The organism is Serratia sp. LS-1 (genome assembly GCF_003719595.1).
Classification (GTDB): Bacteria; Pseudomonadota; Gammaproteobacteria; order Enterobacterales; family Enterobacteriaceae; genus Serratia; species Serratia ureilytica.
This window is the reverse complement of record NZ_CP033504.1, coordinates 3,055,291-3,073,498: the sequence shown is the minus strand read 5'-3', so window position 1 is coordinate 3,073,498 and position 18,208 is coordinate 3,055,291. Positions and strand designations below refer to the sequence as shown.

Annotated in this window: 18 protein-coding genes; 14 read left to right on the top strand and 4 right to left on the bottom strand. The window is 61.4% G+C overall.

Going from position 1 to position 18,208, the window contains the following annotated elements:
• Positions 1 to 131 precede the first annotated feature (131 nt).
• The 4 genes from EDY99_RS14775 to EDY99_RS14760 all read left to right on the top strand — a co-directional run bounded on the left by EDY99_RS14775 (position 132) and on the right by EDY99_RS14760 (position 6,414).
• Entirely contained in the window at positions 132 to 971 is an 840-nt protein-coding gene (locus tag EDY99_RS14775; protein ID WP_123062183.1) for a ChaN family lipoprotein, read from the top strand.
• A 102-nt stretch (positions 972 to 1,073) separates the two neighbouring features.
• Positions 1,074 to 1,871 carry a TonB family protein gene (locus tag EDY99_RS14770; protein WP_047574146.1) on the top strand — a complete coding sequence of 266 codons (798 nt, stop codon included), beginning with the start codon at positions 1,074 to 1,076 and terminating at the stop codon, positions 1,869 to 1,871.
• A gap of 54 nt (positions 1,872 to 1,925) precedes the next feature.
• Positions 1,926 to 4,052, top strand: a complete 2,127-nt coding sequence (locus tag EDY99_RS14765) for a S9 family peptidase (RefSeq protein WP_123061876.1) — start codon at positions 1,926 to 1,928, stop codon at positions 4,050 to 4,052.
• A gap of 121 nt (positions 4,053 to 4,173) precedes the next feature.
• A complete protein-coding gene (locus EDY99_RS14760) occupies positions 4,174 to 6,414 on the top strand; it encodes a TonB-dependent receptor domain-containing protein (protein WP_123061875.1) in 2,241 nt (746 codons plus the stop codon).
• A 22-nt stretch (positions 6,415 to 6,436) separates the two neighbouring features.
• Here EDY99_RS14760 and EDY99_RS14755 read toward each other — a convergent pair whose 3' ends face one another.
• From EDY99_RS14755 to amiA, 3 genes are all read right to left on the bottom strand, one after another.
• Complete coding sequence (locus tag EDY99_RS14755; protein ID WP_004936514.1) at positions 6,437 to 6,892, bottom strand: YaiI/YqxD family protein; 456 nt, start codon at positions 6,890 to 6,892, stop codon at positions 6,437 to 6,439.
• Positions 6,892 to 7,812 carry an oxygen-dependent coproporphyrinogen oxidase gene (gene hemF, locus EDY99_RS14750; protein ID WP_046687594.1) on the bottom strand — a complete coding sequence of 307 codons (921 nt, stop codon included), beginning with the start codon at positions 7,810 to 7,812 and terminating at the stop codon, positions 6,892 to 6,894. Before hemF ends, EDY99_RS14755 begins: the two co-directional genes overlap by 1 nt.
• A 65-nt stretch (positions 7,813 to 7,877) precedes the next feature.
• Positions 7,878 to 8,759, bottom strand: a complete 882-nt coding sequence (gene amiA, locus EDY99_RS14745; protein ID WP_033652564.1) for an N-acetylmuramoyl-L-alanine amidase AmiA — start codon at positions 8,757 to 8,759, stop codon at positions 7,878 to 7,880.
• Between the two features lie 204 nt (positions 8,760 to 8,963).
• Between amiA and EDY99_RS14740 the strand changes: the two genes are divergently transcribed.
• Positions 8,964 to 9,389, top strand: a complete 426-nt coding sequence (locus EDY99_RS14740) for a GNAT family acetyltransferase (RefSeq protein WP_004936504.1) — start codon at positions 8,964 to 8,966, stop codon at positions 9,387 to 9,389.
• Positions 9,390 to 9,431: 42 nt separating this feature from the next.
• On the opposite strand, the gene EDY99_RS14735 is transcribed toward EDY99_RS14740, so the two are convergent.
• Positions 9,432 to 9,830, bottom strand: a complete 399-nt coding sequence (locus tag EDY99_RS14735; RefSeq protein ID WP_016926776.1) for a YgiW/YdeI family stress tolerance OB fold protein — start codon at positions 9,828 to 9,830, stop codon at positions 9,432 to 9,434.
• A gap of 174 nt (positions 9,831 to 10,004) precedes the next feature.
• Between EDY99_RS14735 and EDY99_RS14730 the strand changes: the two genes are divergently transcribed.
• The 9 genes from EDY99_RS14730 (at position 10,005) to EDY99_RS14690 (ending at position 18,206) form a co-directional block, all read left to right on the top strand.
• Entirely contained in the window at positions 10,005 to 10,469 is a 465-nt protein-coding gene (locus tag EDY99_RS14730; protein WP_047025261.1) for a DUF2919 domain-containing protein, read from the top strand.
• Positions 10,470 to 10,626: 157 nt separating this feature from the next.
• Positions 10,627 to 11,214, top strand: coding sequence for an RpoE-regulated lipoprotein (locus EDY99_RS14725; RefSeq protein WP_004936494.1), 588 nt, complete (start codon positions 10,627 to 10,629; stop codon positions 11,212 to 11,214).
• 182 nt (positions 11,215 to 11,396) lie between these two features.
• Entirely contained in the window at positions 11,397 to 12,296 is a 900-nt protein-coding gene (locus EDY99_RS14720) for a Dyp-type peroxidase (RefSeq protein WP_123061874.1), read from the top strand.
• 201 nt (positions 12,297 to 12,497) lie between these two features.
• On the top strand, positions 12,498 to 13,520 hold the full coding sequence (locus tag EDY99_RS14715; protein WP_046687591.1) for a sulfate ABC transporter substrate-binding protein: 1,023 nt from the start codon (positions 12,498 to 12,500) through the stop codon (positions 13,518 to 13,520).
• Entirely contained in the window at positions 13,521 to 14,360 is an 840-nt protein-coding gene (gene cysT / locus EDY99_RS14710) for a sulfate/thiosulfate ABC transporter permease CysT (RefSeq protein WP_123061873.1), read from the top strand.
• Entirely contained in the window at positions 14,360 to 15,235 is an 876-nt protein-coding gene (cysW, locus tag EDY99_RS14705) for a sulfate/thiosulfate ABC transporter permease CysW (RefSeq protein ID WP_079450335.1), read from the top strand. The genes cysT and cysW overlap by 1 nt, the downstream gene beginning before the upstream one ends.
• Positions 15,225 to 16,313 (top strand): sulfate/thiosulfate ABC transporter ATP-binding protein CysA, encoded by a 1,089-nt coding sequence (gene cysA / locus EDY99_RS14700; RefSeq protein ID WP_033643965.1) that lies wholly within the window; start codon positions 15,225 to 15,227, stop codon positions 16,311 to 16,313. The genes cysW and cysA overlap by 11 nt, the downstream gene beginning before the upstream one ends.
• 80 nt (positions 16,314 to 16,393) lie before the next feature.
• Positions 16,394 to 17,275 (top strand): cysteine synthase CysM, encoded by an 882-nt coding sequence (cysM, locus tag EDY99_RS14695; RefSeq protein WP_033644334.1) that lies wholly within the window; start codon positions 16,394 to 16,396, stop codon positions 17,273 to 17,275.
• Positions 17,276 to 17,525: 250 nt separating this feature from the next.
• Positions 17,526 to 18,206 carry a response regulator transcription factor gene (locus EDY99_RS14690; RefSeq protein ID WP_089195041.1) on the top strand — a complete coding sequence of 227 codons (681 nt, stop codon included), beginning with the start codon at positions 17,526 to 17,528 and terminating at the stop codon, positions 18,204 to 18,206.
• Positions 18,207 to 18,208: the final 2 nt, after the last annotated feature.

The following is an 18,208-nucleotide window of genomic DNA, read 5'->3' as shown; positions in this document are numbered from 1 at the left end:
TATACCCGCAATGCCGTTTCAACGCAATGCGTCACCGGCGATCGCCGCGTAAAAAAATCGTCAGGCCAGATCTATATGAAAATGATAATTATTATCTATAATGTCGCCATTTTCGCTAATGGGGCAACATGATGAGATATCTGATTTTATTGGCGGCGTTGGCGCTCGGCGCCTGCAGCCAAACGCCGGTGAAGACGCCGGCCAGCGACGTCGCGAGCCTGGGGAATATCACCGATCTGCACACCGGCGCGACCCTGACGCCCGAGCAGCTGTTGACGCGGTTGGCTCAGCAGCCGCGGGTGATCGTCGGGGAAAAGCACGACAATCCTTACCACCATCAGATTGAGCAATGGCTGGTGCAGCAGCTGCCGCAACGGCGGCCGCAGGGTAGCGTGCTGATGGAGATGATCAACCCGAACCAGCAGGCGCAGGTCGACAAAGTCAAGCAGTGGCTTCAGAGCGATCCCACGGTGCGTGATGGCCGCGTGGCGGAGCTGATCGCCTGGCAGCCGGGCTGGAAATGGGCGCTGTATGGCGGGGTAACGATGGCGGCGATGCGCGCGCCTTACCCGCTGTGGTCGGCCAACCTGGATCGCAGCGAGATTACGGCGTTCTATCAGCAGCCGCAGTTCCCGGCGGGGCAGCTATCGGCGCAGCCGGCGGTGCGCAAGGCGCTGGAAGAGACCATCCGCACTTCGCACGGCGGCAAGATTGAGGCCGACCAGCTGCAGGCGATGCTGGCGATCCAGCAGCAGCGCGACCGGCGCATGGCTGAGCGCCTGCTGGCGGCGCCGACGCCCGCGTTGTTGATCGCCGGTGGCTATCACGCCGCCAAATCGGTGGGCGTGCCGCTGCACGTGCGGGATCTGCAACCGGCGGCGGCGCCGATGGTGCTGATGCTGGCGGAGCCGGGCGTACAGGTCGATGCGAACACCGCAGACTACCTGTGGATCACACCATCAGTGAAATGAATACGTTAAGACGGTGAAAAGGAGTGTTAATTATATTTGCAAATGATTATCATTAGTAAATGTGATCTGCAATCATTCGCAATTAAGCAAACTAATGTCCCTATGTTAAGTCAGTCTTATTCCCTTCCGGCCTTTGAGCTGCCGCAGCCGCGCTGGGCGCGCGGCCTGCTGCTTGCCCTGGCGGCGCATGTGGCGTTGGTGCTGCTGTTTTATTGGCCGCAGACGGCGCTGGAGCCGGTGGCGCTGCCGCCGCCGGCGGTGATGATGAGCTGGGCGGCGCAGATTGAAGCGCCGGAAAGTAAGCCGCTGCCGCTGGGCGTGCAGCAGGCTGAATCTGCCGCGGCGCAGCCGGCGGAGCAGCAGCAACAGCCAGATCTGCCCAAGCTGGCGCGTGCCGATAAAGCAAAAATCGTGACGGCGCAGAAGAAGCGCGCCGAACACCGTCCCCCGCAAAAAGCGCAGCCGAAACCGCAGGAGCAGGCCAAAGAGACGCGCAACGCCGCCGCGTCCAGCGCCGCCGCGCCGCAGGCGCAGACGCTCTCCCACCAAACCGCCGCACCGATCAACAGCGACGCCAACAGCAACGCGCAGGCCAAACTGTCGTGGGAGAGCCTGGTGAAGGGCAAACTGAATCGCATCAAGGATTACCCTTTGGATGCCCGCAGCCGCCGGCGCAGCGGCATGCCGCAGGTCAGTTTCAGCGTTGACGCGCAGGGACGGGTCTCGAATGTCATGCTGCAGGTGCGTTCCGGCACCGCGTCGCTGGATCGGGAAGCGGTGGCGGTGGTGTCGCGCGCCCAGCCGTTGCCGCCGCCGCCGCCGGAGATGCTGCAGCAGGGAGCCGTCAGGGTAAGGATGCCGATCGATTTCAATCTGGCGGAGCTGAATGCCCGCCGTTAATGCCCGCAGGCGCCGCATCGCCGTCGTGCACCTCTTCAAACTTCGTGAGGGATTATGAATCCGCTGTTATTCACCCCGCGCCGTCGCATCGCGGCCGCGCTCTGGCTTTCTTTAGGCGTCGCCGGCGTCGCGCTGGCGCAACCGCAGCCGCCGTTGGCGGAACGCGCGCCGAAAGCGCTGACGGCGCACGGCGAGACGCGCACCGACGATTACTACTGGCTGCGCGACGATAGCCGAAAAGAGCCGAAGGTGCTGGACTACCTGAAGGCGGAGAATCGTTATACCGAGCAGATGATGGCGCCGTACCAGAAGCTGCGCGCCACGCTGTATCAGGAGATGCTGGGTCGCGTGAACCCTGACGATCGTTCGGTGCCGTATCAGCTCAACGGTTATCGCTATCAGGAAAGCTACGCCGCCGGTAAAGATTTCGCACTGTATCAGCGCCAGGCGCTCACTGCCGACGCGCCGTGGCAAACCTTGCTGGACGCCAATCAGCGCGCGGCCGGCCATGCGTATTATCGTCTGGGGGCGATGGACGTCAGCCTGGACAACCGCCGCCTGGCAGTGGCCGAGGATCTGCAGGGCCGCCGCCAATACCGCATCTCCCTGCGCGAGATAGACAGCGAACGCTGGTCGCCGGAAACGCTGGAAAACACCTCCGGCAACATGGTGTGGGCCAACGACAACCAAACCCTGTTCTACGTGCGCAACCACCCGCAAACGCTGTTGCCATATCAGGTCTACCGCCATCGGTACGGTACGCCGACCGCGGAAGATAAGCTGGTGTACCAGGAAAACGATCCGGCGTTCTACCTCAGCCTCGGCCGCTCGTCCTCGCGCGATTACCTGATTCTGACCATCAGCGGCAACACCACCTCCGAAGTGCGCCTGATCGACGCCAACCAGCCGCAGCGCGAGCCGCAGCTGTTCGCCGCCCGGCAGAACGGCCGCGAGTATTACCTCGATCACTACCGCGGCGAGTTCTACCTGCGCTCCAACCATCAGGATCCGAACTTTGGCCTGTACCACACGGCGGCGGCGGGCAAACCGTGGCAGACGCTGATCGCACCGCAGGCGCAGCACGAGGTGGAAAGCTTCAGCCTGTTCCGCGATTGGCTGGTGGTGCAGGAGCGCGCCAACGGGCTGGTGCAGCTGCGGCAAATCAGCTGGGACGGCAAAACCGAGCGCGCCATCCCGTTCGATGATGCCAGCTACATGGCCTGGCTGGGCTATAACCCCGAGCCGGACAGCGATCGCTTGCGCTACGGCTATTCGGCGATGACCACGCCGACCCGCACCTATGAGTGGGACCTGAACAAGGGCGAGCGCACCCTGCTGAAACAGCAGGAGGTGAAAGGCGTCGATCCCAGCTTGTATCACAGCGAGCGCATCTGGGTCACGGCGCGCGACGGCGTGAAGGTGCCGGTCTCGCTGGTGTACCGCACATCGCTGTTCAAAAACGGGCATAACCCGCTGCTGGTATATGGCTATGGCGCTTACGGCATGAGCATGGATCCGGCGTTCAGCGCCAACCGCATCAGCCTGCTGGATCGCGGCTTCGTCTATGCGCTGATCCACGTGCGCGGCGGCGGCGAGCTGGGGCAGAGCTGGTACAAACAGGGCAAGCTGACGCACAAACCGAACAGCTTCAACGACTTCATCGACGCCACCCAGGCGCTGATCAAAGACGGCTACGGCCAACCGGGGCGCATCTACGCCATGGGCGGCAGCGCCGGCGGCTTGCTGATGGGGGCGGTGATCAATCAGGCGCCGCAGCTATTCAACGCGGTGGTGGCGCAGGTGCCGTTCGTCGACGTGGTGACCACCATGCTGGACGACAGCATTCCGCTCACCACCGGGGAATACGAGGAGTGGGGCAACCCGCACCAGCCGGCCGCCTATGCGCTGATGAAGTCCTACAGCCCGTACGACAACGTGCGTAAGCAACGTTACCCGAACCTGTTGGTCACCAGCGGTCTGTACGACTCGCAGGTGCAGTATTGGGAACCGGCCAAATGGGTGGCGAAGCTGCGGCGCTTCAAGCAGGGCGATTCGTTGCTGCTGCTCTCCACCGACATGACCGCCGGCCACGGCGGCAAATCGGGTCGCCTGGCGCGGCTGGAAAACGGCGCGCTGGAGTACGCCTTTATTTTGGCGGCGGACTGGCAGGCGCAGAAATAATCTTTAGCGCCGCAGCACGCTGCGGCGCAATAAAACAATAACAACCTTTTACCGCGCTTTCGGCGGGCTTTTTGCTGGGCATTGTCGGCCATCAAACCTTATTGGCTATTTCTGGGGATATATGAAAATCAAAATGATAGCGAGCCTGATCGGCGCGGGACTGGCGCTGTACGGGCAGGCTGCGGCCGCGCAGGAACAGGCGGAAAATAATAAAGGCAGCGTGGCGTTCAGCCCGCTCAACGTCTCGGCGGCCGACAGCGGCAAGAGCAGCGAAAAAGACGCGTTGGCGAGGCCAGGCGCGTTCAGTTCGCGCGATGAAAACAAGAATCTGGAGTCGGTGGACAGCATTCTGCGCAGCATGCCGGGCACCTATACCCAGATCGATCCCGGCCAGGGATCGGTCAGCGTCAATATCCGTGGCCTGAGCGGCTTTGGCCGGGTCAACACCATGGTCGACGGCATCACGCAAAACTACTACGGCAACTCGCCGAGCGACGCAGCGCACGGGGGATTGCCCACCAGCCAGTTCGGGGCGCTGATCGATCCTAACTTTATCGTCGGCGTCGACGTGGCGCGCGGCAACGCCACCGGATCCGCTGGGGTGAACGCCTTGGCGGGCAGCGCCAACTTCCGCACCATCGGCGTGGATGACGTGGTATTTTCCGACAACCCGTTCGGCGTGCGCACCAAATTCTCGGTGGGCAATAACGGCATCGGCCGCAGCGGCATGATCGCCGTGGGCGCCAAAACCGCCGCCTTTGCCGACGGCGGCAGCCTGGGGGCGATGGCGGCGATCAGCGGCAGTTCCATCACCTCCAACTACAAAAACGGCGCCGGTTTCGACAGCGAGATGTTCAACGTCGATAAGACCTACCGCCAGAATCCGAAATCCCAGCTGTTCAAGGTGGACATCAAGCCGGATGCCTTCAACAGCATCGAACTGTCGGCGCGCAGCTACCAGAATAAAATCACCCGCCGCCACATCGACAGCGACGATTTCTACCTTAAATACCACTATGCGCCGTTCTCGGAGCTGATCGATTTCAACCTGACCGCCAGCACCAGCCGCGGCAAGCAGCAGTTCATGTCCGACAACATGGCGGGATTCAGCGACAGCACGGCGAAAAACATTTCCGATGCGCTGGATATCAACAACACCAGCCGTTTCAGCCTGCGGGATATTGATTTCGCCTTCAGCTACGGCGGCAAGCTGGTGCGCAACGAGTATAAGAAAAAGGCATCCGGGCTGGTGACGGATCAGGATCAGGCGGAAAGCATGCCGGTGGGCATTGCCGGCAAACAAGATATCTCCAGCCTGTACAGTGGGTTGCAGGCCAACTACGGCATTTGGCAGGGAAATTTCGACCTGAACTACACCGCCTATCGCCTCTCCGGCTACAAGCCGGCCTGTGATGAGCGCGTAGAGTGCTTCCCTCAGGGCGCCGGCACTATCAACCGCAATGAACACGGCTTCAACCCGTCGGTCATGCTGTCGGCGCAGGTGACGCCGTGGCTGCAGCCGTTCGTCAGCTACAGCAAGTCGATGCGCGGGCCGAATATCCAGGAGGTGTTCTTCGCCAACAGCGGCGGCCAGTCGATGAACCCGTTCCTCAAGGGCGAAAAAGCGGAGACCTGGCAGGGCGGGTTCAACGCCAATGCTCACGATCTGTTGTTCAAGCAGGACAGCTTCCAACTGAAAGCGGTCTATTTTGAAACCAGGATCAAAAACTACATTTCCAGCCAATCCTATCTGGTGTGTAAAAATCGCCAGAAGTGCAACCGTTCGCAGGCGACGCAGGAAGAGTGGGATGACGCGGACGTCAACGTCAGCATGACCATGTATAGCAATGCCCCCGAACCGGTCAAAATGCGCGGGGTGGAGCTTGAAGCGCTGTACGACGCCGGTTTCGCCTTCACCAAGCTGTCGTTAAGCAAGGAGCATACCTCCCAGCCGACCAACCAGGCCAGCAACGTATTCGGCGCGGGCGATATCAGCGAGCTGCCGGAGTTCTACTTCACGCTGGACAGCGGGGTGCGCCTGCTGGACGAGAAACTGACGCTGGGCGGGGTGGTGAAATACACCGGCAAGTCGGTGCGTCTGTCGCCGGACTCTGATTACGATGAGAATGAGCAGTTGCTGAAGGAGCCGGCGCCGCATATTCCGACCATTATCGATCTGTACGGCACCTATCAGGTGAATCGCAATCTGCTGCTGAAGCTCAGCGTGCAAAACCTGATGGACAGAGACTATTCGGACGCGCTGAACAAGATGAACTCGCTGCCGTCGCAGTCGCAGTATGAGACGCCGACCAACACCGCCCGTGGGCGGACTTATATCTTCGGCGGGGAGGTGCGCTTCTAAACTGCAGCAGAGCAGGGCGCAGTCACTGCGCCCGTTTCGCCTGCAGCAGCCATTTGTCCAGCTCGTTGGCGAACTGCTGGCGGTCGCGCTGGTTCAGGGCGTTCGGGCCGCCGGTCTGAATGCCGCTGGCGCGCAGGGTATCCATAAAATCGCGCATGTTGAGGCGTTCGCGAATGGTGTCCGGCGTATAGCGTTCACCGCGCGGGTTCAGCGCCACCGCGCCTTTCTCTATGACCTCCGCCGCCAGCGGAATGTCGGCGGTGATCACCAGATCGCCCGCTTCGCAGCGGCGCACGATCTCGTTGTCGGCCACGTCGAAGCCGGCCGCCACCTGCAGCGAACGGATGTATTTCGACGGCGGCGTGCGCAGCGGTTGGTTCGCCACCAGCGTCACGGTGATGGCGGTGCGATCGGCGGCGCGGAACAGCACTTCCTTGATCACGTTCGGACAGGCGTCCGCATCGACCCAAATCTGCATCATTTCGTCTCCCGCAGCCAGTCGCGCACCGGCAGGAAATCGCGCGCCAGCGCCGCTTCCGGGCTGTCGGCGTCCGGCTGGTAGTTATATTCCCAACGCACCAACGGCGGCATCGACATCAGGATGGACTCGGTGCGCCCGCCGGTTTGTAGCCCGAACAGCGTGCCGCGATCCCACACCAGATTGAATTCCACGTAGCGGCCGCGACGGTACAGCTGGAACTGGCGCTCGCGCTCGCCCCAGCTCAAGGCCTTGCGTTTTTCGACGATCGGCAGATAGGCGTCGAGGAAGCCCTGGCCCACCGCGCGGGTGAAAGCGAAGCAGTGGTCGAAGTCCGGGGTGTTCAGATCGTCGTAGAACAGGCCGCCGATGCCGCGTGCTTCGTTGCGATGCTTGATGAAGAAGTAATCGTCGCACCATTGCTTGTATTTCGGGTAGACCTCGTCGCCGAACGGCGCACACAGTTCGGCCGCGGTGCGGTGCCAGTGCACGGCATCCTCTTCGAAGCCGTAGAACGGCGTCAGATCAAAGCCGCCGCCGAACCACCACACCGGCGCTTCGCCCGGCTTTTCGGCGATGAAGAAACGCACGTTGGCGTGGCTGGTGGGCACATAAGGGCTGAGCGGATGGATAACCAACGAGACGCCCATCGCCTGGAAGCTGCGCCCGGCCAGTTCCGGACGGTGCGCGGTGGCCGAGGCCGGCAGGGTGGCGCCGGAGACGTGCGAGAAGTTGACCCCCGCCTGTTCGAACACCGCGCCGTTGGTCAGCACGCGGCTGCGGCCACCGCCGCCTTCTTCACGCGTCCATTGGTCTTCGGTGAACACGGCGCCGCCGTCGGCCTGGGCGAGCTGCGCGCAGATATGATCCTGCAGCGCCAGCAGGAAGGATTTTACTTCAGCGATGTTAGGTAAACTCATGCGGGGTCTTTATAGCGTCTGGCTGAACAAGGCGCTGAGTATACTCTTATTCGCCGCCCGCGGCATCAGCGGGGTTTGCGTTGGTGTGCGTCGAAGTAGTCGAAGAAGTTGACGATGCCGTCCGCGATGGCGCGGGCGATTTTCTCGCGAAACGCGGTGGTGCCCAGCAGCCGTTCTTCGTTCGGGTTGGTGATGAACGAGGTTTCTACCAGCACCGAGGGAATGGACGGGGATTTCAACACCGCGAACGCCGCCTGTTCGGTGCTGTCGCTGTGCAGATGGTGTACCGGACGAATTTGGCCGAGCACGTGGCGGCCGAGCGTCAGGCTGTTGTTGATGGTGTCGGTTTGCACCAGATCGAACAGCACCTGCTGCAGGTAGTTGTCCTGATCCTTGTATTTGCCGCCCGCTACGTCGTCGGCGGCGTTTTCACGGTTGGACAGGTAGCGCGCCATGGCGCTGCTGGCGCCGCGGTTGGAGAGGGCGAATACCGAAGCGCCGGAGGCCGACGGGCTGGTAAAACCGTCGGCGTGAATGGAAATGAACAGATCGGCCTGGTGCTGGTGGGCGATCTCCACCCGCTGGAACAGCGGAATGAATTCGTCTTCTTCGCGCGTCAGGCGCGCCTCGATGTGATCGTGCTCATGCAGGAAACGGCGCACGTGGTTGGCGATTTCCAGCACGATGTGTTTTTCCTGCGAACCTTCGTGGCCGACCGCGCCGGAGTCGATGCCGCCGTGGCCGGGATCGATCATCACCCGCTTTTTGCCGCCGGCCGGTTTCGCCGCCGGTTTGCTGTGCTGATTGCGCAGCATGCCTTCCGCCTTGGCGCTTGGGTTTTTCACGCCGAACAGTGCTACTGCCAGGCCGGAAAGCAACAGTTGGCGTCGCGTCGGGGAAACGGCAAGCGGCTTAAAATTGAGGAATTGTTTACCCTGCTTTTTCATTACGCAACGCTCCATCGACGATTCTATTTCGCGACGTTATATCGTATTGATAATCATTAATCGACCCGATAACTATTTCCATTTATTACGCCTGTTACCGGCGATTTCGGGGCAAATAGCGCGGTAAATCGCAGTTTGATATTGCGTAAGTGAATAATCACGCGATAATCAGATAAACCCCTTAATTAACAGCGGCCAACATCGATGGAAATTCGCGTATTTCGACAAGACGACTTTGAAGAAGTCATTACCCTGTGGGAGCGCTGTGATCTGCTGCGGCCCTGGAACGATCCGGAAATGGACATCGAGCGCAAGCTGAACCACGATCCTGAGCTGTTCCTGGTGGCGGAAGTCGGCGGCGAAGTGGTCGGTTCGGTGATGGGCGGCTATGACGGCCACCGCGGCTCGGCGTATTACCTCGGGGTGCATCCCGACTATCGTGGGCGCGGCATCGCCAATGCGTTGATCAACCGTCTGGAGAAGAAGCTGATCGCTCGCGGCTGCCCGAAGATCCAGATTATGGTGCGCGAAGACAACGACACGGTGGTCGAGATGTACGAGAAGCTCGGCTACGAGATCCAGGGCATCACCAGCCTGGGCAAGCGGCTGATCGAAGATCAGGAATATTGATCGAGCGGCGGGCGGCGGCGTTGCCCCGCCCGCCGCAACGCATTACGGCAGCTTTTTGACGGTTTTCACGTCCACTTCGACGCTGCTCCAGTCTTTATCCACTTTGCCTTCCAGCTGCACCTTGTCTTTCGGCGTGACGGTTTGGCCGTTCCAGCGTTTGCGATCGATCTCGACCGTCAGCGTGCCGGTGGCGTCGCGGAAGGTGTAGGTATCGTCGCCGATGCGCTGCTCGATGTTGCCTTGCAGCATCACCCAGGTGTCGTCGCTCAGCGATTTCACCTTGTCCACGGTGGTCAGCGCCGCGCTGGGGCCGGAGAAACCACCTTGTGCGGTGGTTTGCGTTTGAGCCTGCGGCGCGGCCGGATCGAGGAACCCGCCTTGTTGCGCCAGTACCGGTGCGCTGCACAGCGCGATCAGAGCGGCCAGAGTCAGTTTTTTCATGTTGCGCTTCCTTATCGTTATCGAAAATCACATCCCGCTGATATCGGGTGCTTGCTAAGTGATAAGGATTAAAACACACCGATCTTAAGAGCTTCTTAAGCCGACGCATTGAAATTCCCATCGCCGGCGCCCATCTGTAGCCATAGTCTTTATTCTGTTGGCAAGGAACGAGCGTTGAAGCCATTCTCACCCCGGTTTTCCCCGGACGATTACGATCAGCACGGCGCGCTGCGGCTGCCGCTGGGATTTTGGGCCGTGCTGATTTTGCAGGCGCGCACCTGGCTGTTGTTCGTGATGGCCGGCGCTTCGCGCGAGCAGGGCGAAAGCTTGTTGGCGTTGTTTTATCCGGATACCCAACGCTTTTGGTACGGCATGCTGCTCGGTCTGCCGGCGGCGCTGGCGTTTTTGCTGAGCGGCCGTCGCCACCAATGGCCGCGGCTGTGGCGCGGTTGGCGCTGGGGGCTGGCTGTCTCGCTGCTGGCGTCGTTCGGCGGCTCGCTGTTCAGCCTGTGGCGCCAGGACGGCGATGCGCCGGGGCTGGAGCTGACGTTGGCGCTGCTCGACGCGCTGGCGCTGAGCTATCTGCTGCTGAACACGCGTCTGAAAGCCTGTTTCGCGCCGGCGGAGCGCGCCGACTAATTGCCGAGAAGTGCGGCACTTTTCGCATTTTCCGCACTCCAAGCTGGCAACCGTTGGCGTAGTGCGGGCCGTTGTGAGAGGCTGGCACGCAGCAAAACGCCGAATGCGGCAGGAGCGGGTGACCCGCCCAGTGCCATTGATGTCTAAGGAGCTAGAGATGAATATTCGCCCCCTGTTGTTAGGGCTTCCGCTGTTACTGACCGGCTGTTCGAGCATGTCCAATTTCTCCTGGTCCAGCCTGTCGCCGTTCAACTGGTTCGGCAGCAGCCTGGAAGTCGGCGCCAAGGGCGTCGGCAAGCTCAACGCCGGCACGCCGATGTCGGAAAGCGCCATCAACGACGGGCTGGACGGCAACTACCGCCTACGCGGCGGCATGGCGACCAACAACGGCCAGATCGTCTCTTATTATCAGGCGCTGTCCGGCGACGAAGTGAAGCTGGTGATCACCGGCGAACCGAAAGGGCGCCTGCAGCGGGTGGACGTGCTGGATCCGAAAGTGGCGACGGAGTGGGGCAACAAGCTCGGCACGCCGTTCGGCGACATGTACAGCAAGGCGTTTGGCTCCTGTAAGCCGGGCAGCGGCGAAGACGCCGGTAAAGTGGAGTGCGTGGCGGAGCAGAGCAAATACGTCACCTACATCTTCAGCGGCAAGTGGGCCGGCGCGCAGGATATCATCCCGCCGGACGACACCCTGAAAAGCTGGACGGTCAGCAAAATCATTTGGCACGCCAAGCCGCAGCAGTAACGCGTTCAACGGGCGCCGGTTCCCGGCGCCCGCTTGTCCAAATCATTACCCCTATTTTCTTTGCGCTGCTGCAAGGCAATCGCCCTTGCTTGCGGTATGATAGCGCGCGTTTGTAACAGGGAACCCGCGCGTCAACCGCCATACCTTACCTGTTGCCGGATTCTGGTATTGAGGATAACAACATGACACAGGTTCAGAGCGGCATTCTGCTGGAGCACTGCCGTTTCGCCATTTTTATGGAAGCCAGCGTACAGGGCGAATTCGCCGACTTGCGCCAGGGCTGCAAACAGTTTTGTCAGACGCTGAGCGAGCTGCAGCAGCAGTTTCCCGATGCGCGCCTCGGCGCGGTGATCGCCTTCGGCTATGACGTTTGGCACGATCTTTCCAACGGCCAGGGCGCGAAAGAGCTGAAGCCGTTCACGCCGCTCGGCAAAGGGCTGGCACCGGCCACCCAGCGCGATATGCTGATCCACATTCAGTCGCTGCGTCACGACGTCAACTTCACGCTGGCGCAGGCGGCACTGGCGGCGTTCGGCAACGCCATCAAGATTGAAGAAGAAACCCACGGTTTCCGCTGGGTGGAAGAGCGCGATCTGAGCGGTTTCATCGACGGCACCGAAAACCCGCAGGGCGAGCAGCGCCCTGCAGTGGCGACGATCGCCGAAGGCGAAGAGGACGCAGGCGGCAGCTACGTGCTGGTGCAGCGCTACGAGCACAACCTGCGCCAGTGGCAGCGTTTTACCACCGAACAGCAGGAGCAGATCATCGGTCGCACCAAGCGCGACAGCGAAGAGCTGCCGGCCGATCAGCGCCCGGATACCTCGCACGTTAGCCGCGTCGATCTGAAAGAGAACGGCAAGGGCCTGAAAATTCTGCGCCAGAGCCTGCCTTATGGCACCGCCAGCGGCAAGCATGGCCTGTTCTTCATCGCCTATTGCGCACGCCTGCACAATATCGAGCAGCAGCTGCTGAGCATGTTCGGCGATCTGGATGGCAAACGCGACGCGATGCTGCGTTTCAGCCGTGCGGTCACCGGCAGCTACTACTTTGCGCCATCGCTGACGCGCCTGCTGTCACTTTGACGCCGTTGCCGAAGCCGGCGCGCCCGGCTTCGGCCCGTTTTCCCGCCCCGAAAACGCCTCGCATTCCCTGCCTTATAGCGTTTGATGCTTGTAAATCACTAAACGGTATATAAAAGCGTTACAGCTCCGCACCGAGTTATAAATACACTGGTCGTCAATAAGGCGAAAGCCTGAAGGAATGACTCAGTGATAAGGTGCAGAATGAAACAAAACCGGGTTAAAAATCTCGTGCTGAAAGGTTGGCTGGCGGCTGCGCTGTTGGCGAGCGGCGCCGTGTCGGCGGCGGAATTGCTGAACAGCTCTTATGACGTTTCCCGTGAATTGTTCGTCGCGCTGAATCCCGGCTTTGAACAGCAGTGGAACCAGCAGCATCCGAATGACAAGCTGACCATCAAACAATCGCACGCCGGCTCGTCGAAGCAGGCGTTGGCGATCCTGCAGGGCCTGCGCGCCGACGTGGTGACCTACAACCAGGTCACCGACGTACAGATCCTGCACGATCGCGGGCAGCTGATCCCGGCGGACTGGCAGTCGCGTCTGCCGAACAACAGCTCGCCGTTCTATTCCACCATGGCGTTTCTGGTGCGCAAGGACAACCCGAAGGGTATCCACACCTGGAACGATCTGGTGCGTGACGACGTGAAGCTGGTGTTCCCGAACCCGAAAACCTCCGGCAACGGCCGTTACACCTATCTGGCCGCCTGGGGCGCCGCCAGCCAGGCCGACGGCAACGATGCGGCCAAGACCCGCGCCTTCATGACCCGTTTCCTGAAAAACGTGTTGGTGTTCGATACCGGCGGCCGCGGTGCGACCACCACCTTCGTCGAGCGCGGTTTGGGCGACGTGCTGATCAGCTTCGAGTCCGAAGTGAACAACATCCGCAAGCAATACGGTGAAGACAAGTACGAAGTGATCGTGCCGCCGGTCGATATTCTGGCGGAGTTCCCGGTGGCCTGGGTCGACAAAAACGTCGCGCGCAACGGCACCGAACAGGCGGCCAAAGCCTATCTGAACTATCTCTACAGCCCGGCGGCGCAGCAGGTGATCACCAGTTTCTACTACCGCGTGTATGACCAGAAAGCGATGGCGGCGGCCAAGGGGCAATTCCCGGACACCCAACTGTTCCGCGTGGAAGATCAATTCGGCGGCTGGCCGCAGGTGATGAAAACCCACTTCGCCACCGGCGGCGAGCTGGATCAGCTGTTAGCGGCAGGGCGCAAGTAAATGTTGGCGTTGTCGTCCAGTAAGCGGGTGCTGCCCGGATTTGGCCTCAGCCTCGGCAGCAGCCTGTTTTATACCTGTTTGATTCTGCTGCTGCCGCTCACCGCGCTGGTGATGCAGCTGGCACAGATGAGCCTGGCGCAATACTGGGAAGTGATTTCCAACCCGCAGGTGGTGGCGGCGTATAAAGTGACGCTGCTGGCGGCCGGCGTCGCCAGCCTGTTCAACGCGGTGTTCGGCATGCTGATGGCCTGGATCCTGACGCGCTACCGTTTTCCCGGCCGTTCGCTGCTGGACGGCCTGATCGATCTGCCGTTCGCACTGCCGACCGCAGTGGCCGGCCTGACGCTGGCGGGGCTGTTTTCCACCACTGGCTGGTACGGTCAGTGTCTGGCGCACTTCGACATCAAGGTCACCTTTACCTGGCTTGGGATCGCGGTAGCGATGGCGTTCACCAGCCTGCCGTTTGTGGTGCGTACCGTGCAGCCGGTGCTGGAAGAGCTAGGGCCGGAGTACGAAGAGGCGGCCGAGACGCTGGGCGCCACGCGCTGGCAGAGTTTTCGCCGCGTCGTGCTGCCTGAAGTGGCGCCGGCGCTGCTGGCCGGCACCGCCATTTCCTTTACCCGCAGTCTGGGCGAGTTCGGGGCGGTGATTTTCATCGCCGGCAACATCGCCTGGAAGACGGAAGTGACCTCGCTGATGATTTTTGTGCGTTTGCAGGAGTTCGATTACCCGGCGGCCAGCGCCATCGCCTCGGTGATCCTGGCGGCGTCGCTGCTGCTGCTGTTCAGCATTAACGTATTGCAAAGCCGCTTCGGCAGACGTTTGGGAGGAGGGCACTGATGGCTGATATTTCCGCCTTCAACGGCGCCGAGCGCCCGCGCGTTAACTGGGGCAAGTGGACGCTGATCGCCATCGGCACGCTGTTTTCGGCGCTGCTGCTGGTGGTGCCGATGATATCGATTTTCGCCGAGGCCTTCTCCAAAGGATTCGGCGCGATGTGGAGCAATTTGCTCGATCCGGACATGCTGCACGCCATTTGGCTGACGGTCCTGATCGCGCTGATCACCGTGCCGTTCAACCTGGTGTTCGGCACGTTGCTGGCGTGGCTGGTGACGCGTTTTACCTTCCCCGGCCGCCAGCTGCTGCTGACGCTGATCGATATCCCGTTCGCCGTTTCACCGGTGGTGGCGGGGCTGATTTATCTGCTGTTTTACGGCAGCAACGGCCTGCTGGGCGGCTGGCTGGATGCGCATAACATCCAGATCATGTTCTCCTGGCCGGGCATGGTGCTGGTGACCATTTTCGTCACCTGTCCCTTCGTGGTGCGCGAGCTGGTGCCGATGATGCTCAGCCAGGGCAGCCAGGAAGACGAAGCCGCCATTCTGCTGGGGGCGTCCGGCTGGCAGATGTTCCGCCGCGTGACGCTGCCCAACATTCGCTGGGCGCTGCTGTACGGCGTGGTGCTGACCAACGCGCGCGCCATCGGCGAGTTCGGCGCGGTGTCGGTAGTGTCCGGTTCGATTCGCGGCGAAACCTACAGCCTGCCGCTGCAGGTCGAGCTGTTGCAGCAGGATTACAACACCGTCGGCTCCTTTACCGCCGCCGCCCTGTTGACCCTGATGGCGATCGTTACCCTATTTTTGAAGAGCGCGCTGCAGTGGCGTCTGGAACGTCAAAACGCGCGTCTCGAGCGGGAGGAAAATCATGAGCATTGAGATTAACGGCATCAACAAGTCCTTCGGTCGCACCAAGGTATTGAACGATATCTCGCTCGATATTGCTTCCGGCGAGATGGTGGCGCTGCTCGGGCCATCCGGTTCCGGCAAGACCACGCTGCTGCGCATCATCGCCGGGCTGGAAAGCCAGAGCGGCGGCAAGCTGGGCTTCCACGGCACCGACGTCAGCCATATGCACGCGCGCGACAGGCGCGTGGGCTTCGTGTTTCAGCACTATGCACTGTTCCGCCACATGACGGTGTTCGACAACATCGCCTTCGGCCTGACCGTGTTGCCGCGCCGCGAGCGCCCGAACGCCGCGGCGATCAAACAGAAAGTCACCCAGCTGCTGGAAATGGTACAGCTGGGCCACCTGGCTACCCGCTATCCGTCGCAGCTGTCCGGCGGACAGAAACAGCGCGTGGCGCTGGCGCGCGCCCTGGCGGTGGAACCGCAGATTCTGCTGCTGGATGAACCGTTCGGTGCGCTGGATGCGCAGGTGCGCAAAGAGCTGCGCCGCTGGCTGCGTCAGCTGCATGAAGAGCTGAAATTCACCAGCGTGTTCGTCACCCACGATCAGGAAGAGGCGATGGAAGTGGCCGACCGCATCGTGGTGATGAGCCAGGGCAATATCGAACAGGTCGGGTCGCCGGTCGACATCATGCGCGAACCGGCGAGCCGCTTTGTGCTGGAATTCATGGGGGAAGTGAACCGCCTGAACGGCGAAATTCGCGGCTCCCAGCTGTTCGTCGGCGCGCACCAGTGGCCGTTGTCGTTCCAGCCGATGCACCAGGGCAGCGTCGATCTGTTCCTGCGCCCGTGGGAAATGGAAGTGGCGACCGAAAGCAGCGAACGTTGCCCGCTGCCGGTTCAGGTGCTGGAAGTCAGTCCGCGCGGCCATTTCTGGCAGCTGACGGTGCAGCCGATCGGCTGGCACCAGGAACCGATCAGCGTGGTGCTGCCGGAAGGCAACGCCACGCCGGTGCGCGGCGGCCGTTATTACGTCGGCAGCCTCAATGCGCGGCTGTATGCCGGCGATCAACTGCTGCAACCTGTTGCGTTAGCCAAAAGCGCCTGATAGGTTTTAGCAGCCCTTTATTCAAGGCAACCCCAGGGTTGCCTTTTTACTTTACGCACACCAACACACAGGCAAAGATCGTGACAACGCTCGAACAATGCATCGGGAATACCCCGCTGGTAAAACTGCAACGGCTGGCCGCCCAGGCGGGCAGCGAGGTATGGGTCAAACTGGAAGGCAACAACCCGGCGGGATCGGTGAAGGATCGCGCCGCGTTGGCGATGATCCAGCAGGCGGAGCTGCGCGGTGAGATCAGGCCCGGCGACGTGCTGATTGAGGCCACCAGCGGCAACACCGGCATTGCGCTGGCGATGATCGCTGCATTGAAAGGCTATACGCTGAAGCTGCTGATGCCGGAGAACATGAGCCTGGAGCGGCAGGCGGCGATGCGCGCCTACGGCGCCGAGCTGATCCTGGTCAGCCGTGAGCAGGGCATGGAAGGGGCGCGCGATCTGGCGCTGGAGATGCAGCGTCAGGGGCAGGGCAAGGTACTGGATCAGTTCAACAACCTGGACAATCCCTACGCCCATTTCACTACCACCGGCCCGGAGATTTGGCGCCAAACCGAAGGGCGCATCACGCATTTCGTTTCCAGCATGGGCACCACCGGCACCATTACCGGCGTGGGCGGTTACCTGAAAAGCCAGAATCCGCAGGTGCAGATCATCGGCCTGCAGCCGGCGGAGGGCAGCAGCATCCCCGGCATTCGCCGCTGGGCGCCCGCTTACCTGCCGGGTATTTTCCGCCCGGAGCTGGTGGATCAGGTGCTGGATATCGAACAGGGCGATGCCGAGCAGACCATGCGCCAGCTGGCGCAGCGTGAAGGCATCTTCTGCGGCGTCAGCTCCGGCGGCGCGGTGGTCGGCGCCTTGCGCGTCGCCGCGGCTCACCCCGGCAGCGTGGTGGTGGCGATCGTCTGCGACCGCGGCGATCGCTACCTTTCAACCGGCGTGTTCGGCTGAGCGCGCCCTCCCGGCGGTGTGTTCCGTCGGGAAAACCTTTCCCCTTTTCCTTTCGACAGACGGCAGCCCCACTTGCGGCGGCTGCCGCTTGCCCGTGCGCCAATGCCATGACTGAAGTAGAGAAATCGCGCGGCAGCGGCCACAATAACGGTGACGAGACGCCAAGAGCGATGTGTAAGGATTGAGTAAAACCGGCTGCGGACCGGCGAAATTGGCGGGAAAATAACGAAAATCGGTGAAGGAGCAAGGCATGAAAATTTTACTGGTCGACGATGACCTGGAGCTTGGCACCATGCTGAGCGAATACCTGACGGGCGAAGGTTTCGACGCCACGCTGGTGCTGACCGGCAAGGCGGGGGTAGAGGGCGCGCTGTCGGGCGACTATACCGCGATGATCCTCGACATCATGCTGCCGGATATGAGCGGCATCGACGTGCTGCGCGACGTGCGCAAAAAGAGCCGGCTGCCGATCATCATGCTGACCGCCAAAGGTGACAACATCGATCGGGTGATTGGTTTGGAGATGGGCGCCGACGATTACATGCCCAAACCCTGCTATCCGCGCGAATTGGTGGCGCGTTTGCGCGCGGTGCTGCGCCGTTTCGAAGAACGGCCGCAAGAAGTGGACGACGAGGCCGCCATCAGCGTTGGCGAGCTGACGTTAAACCCTTCAACCCGCAGCAGCGAATGGCGCGGCAAGGCGTTCGATCTGACCGCTTCGGAATTCAATCTGTTGGAGCTGTTGCTGCGCGCGCCGGACCGCGTGGTGTCGAAGGACGAATTGTCCGAGAAGGGGCTGGGGCGCCCGCGTGAAGCCTATGACCGCAGCGTGGATGTGCATATCAGCAATATCCGCCAGAAGCTGAGCGCGTTGGCCGGCAATACGCTGAGCATCGAAACGGTGCGCAGTATCGGCTATCGCATCCGGTAACC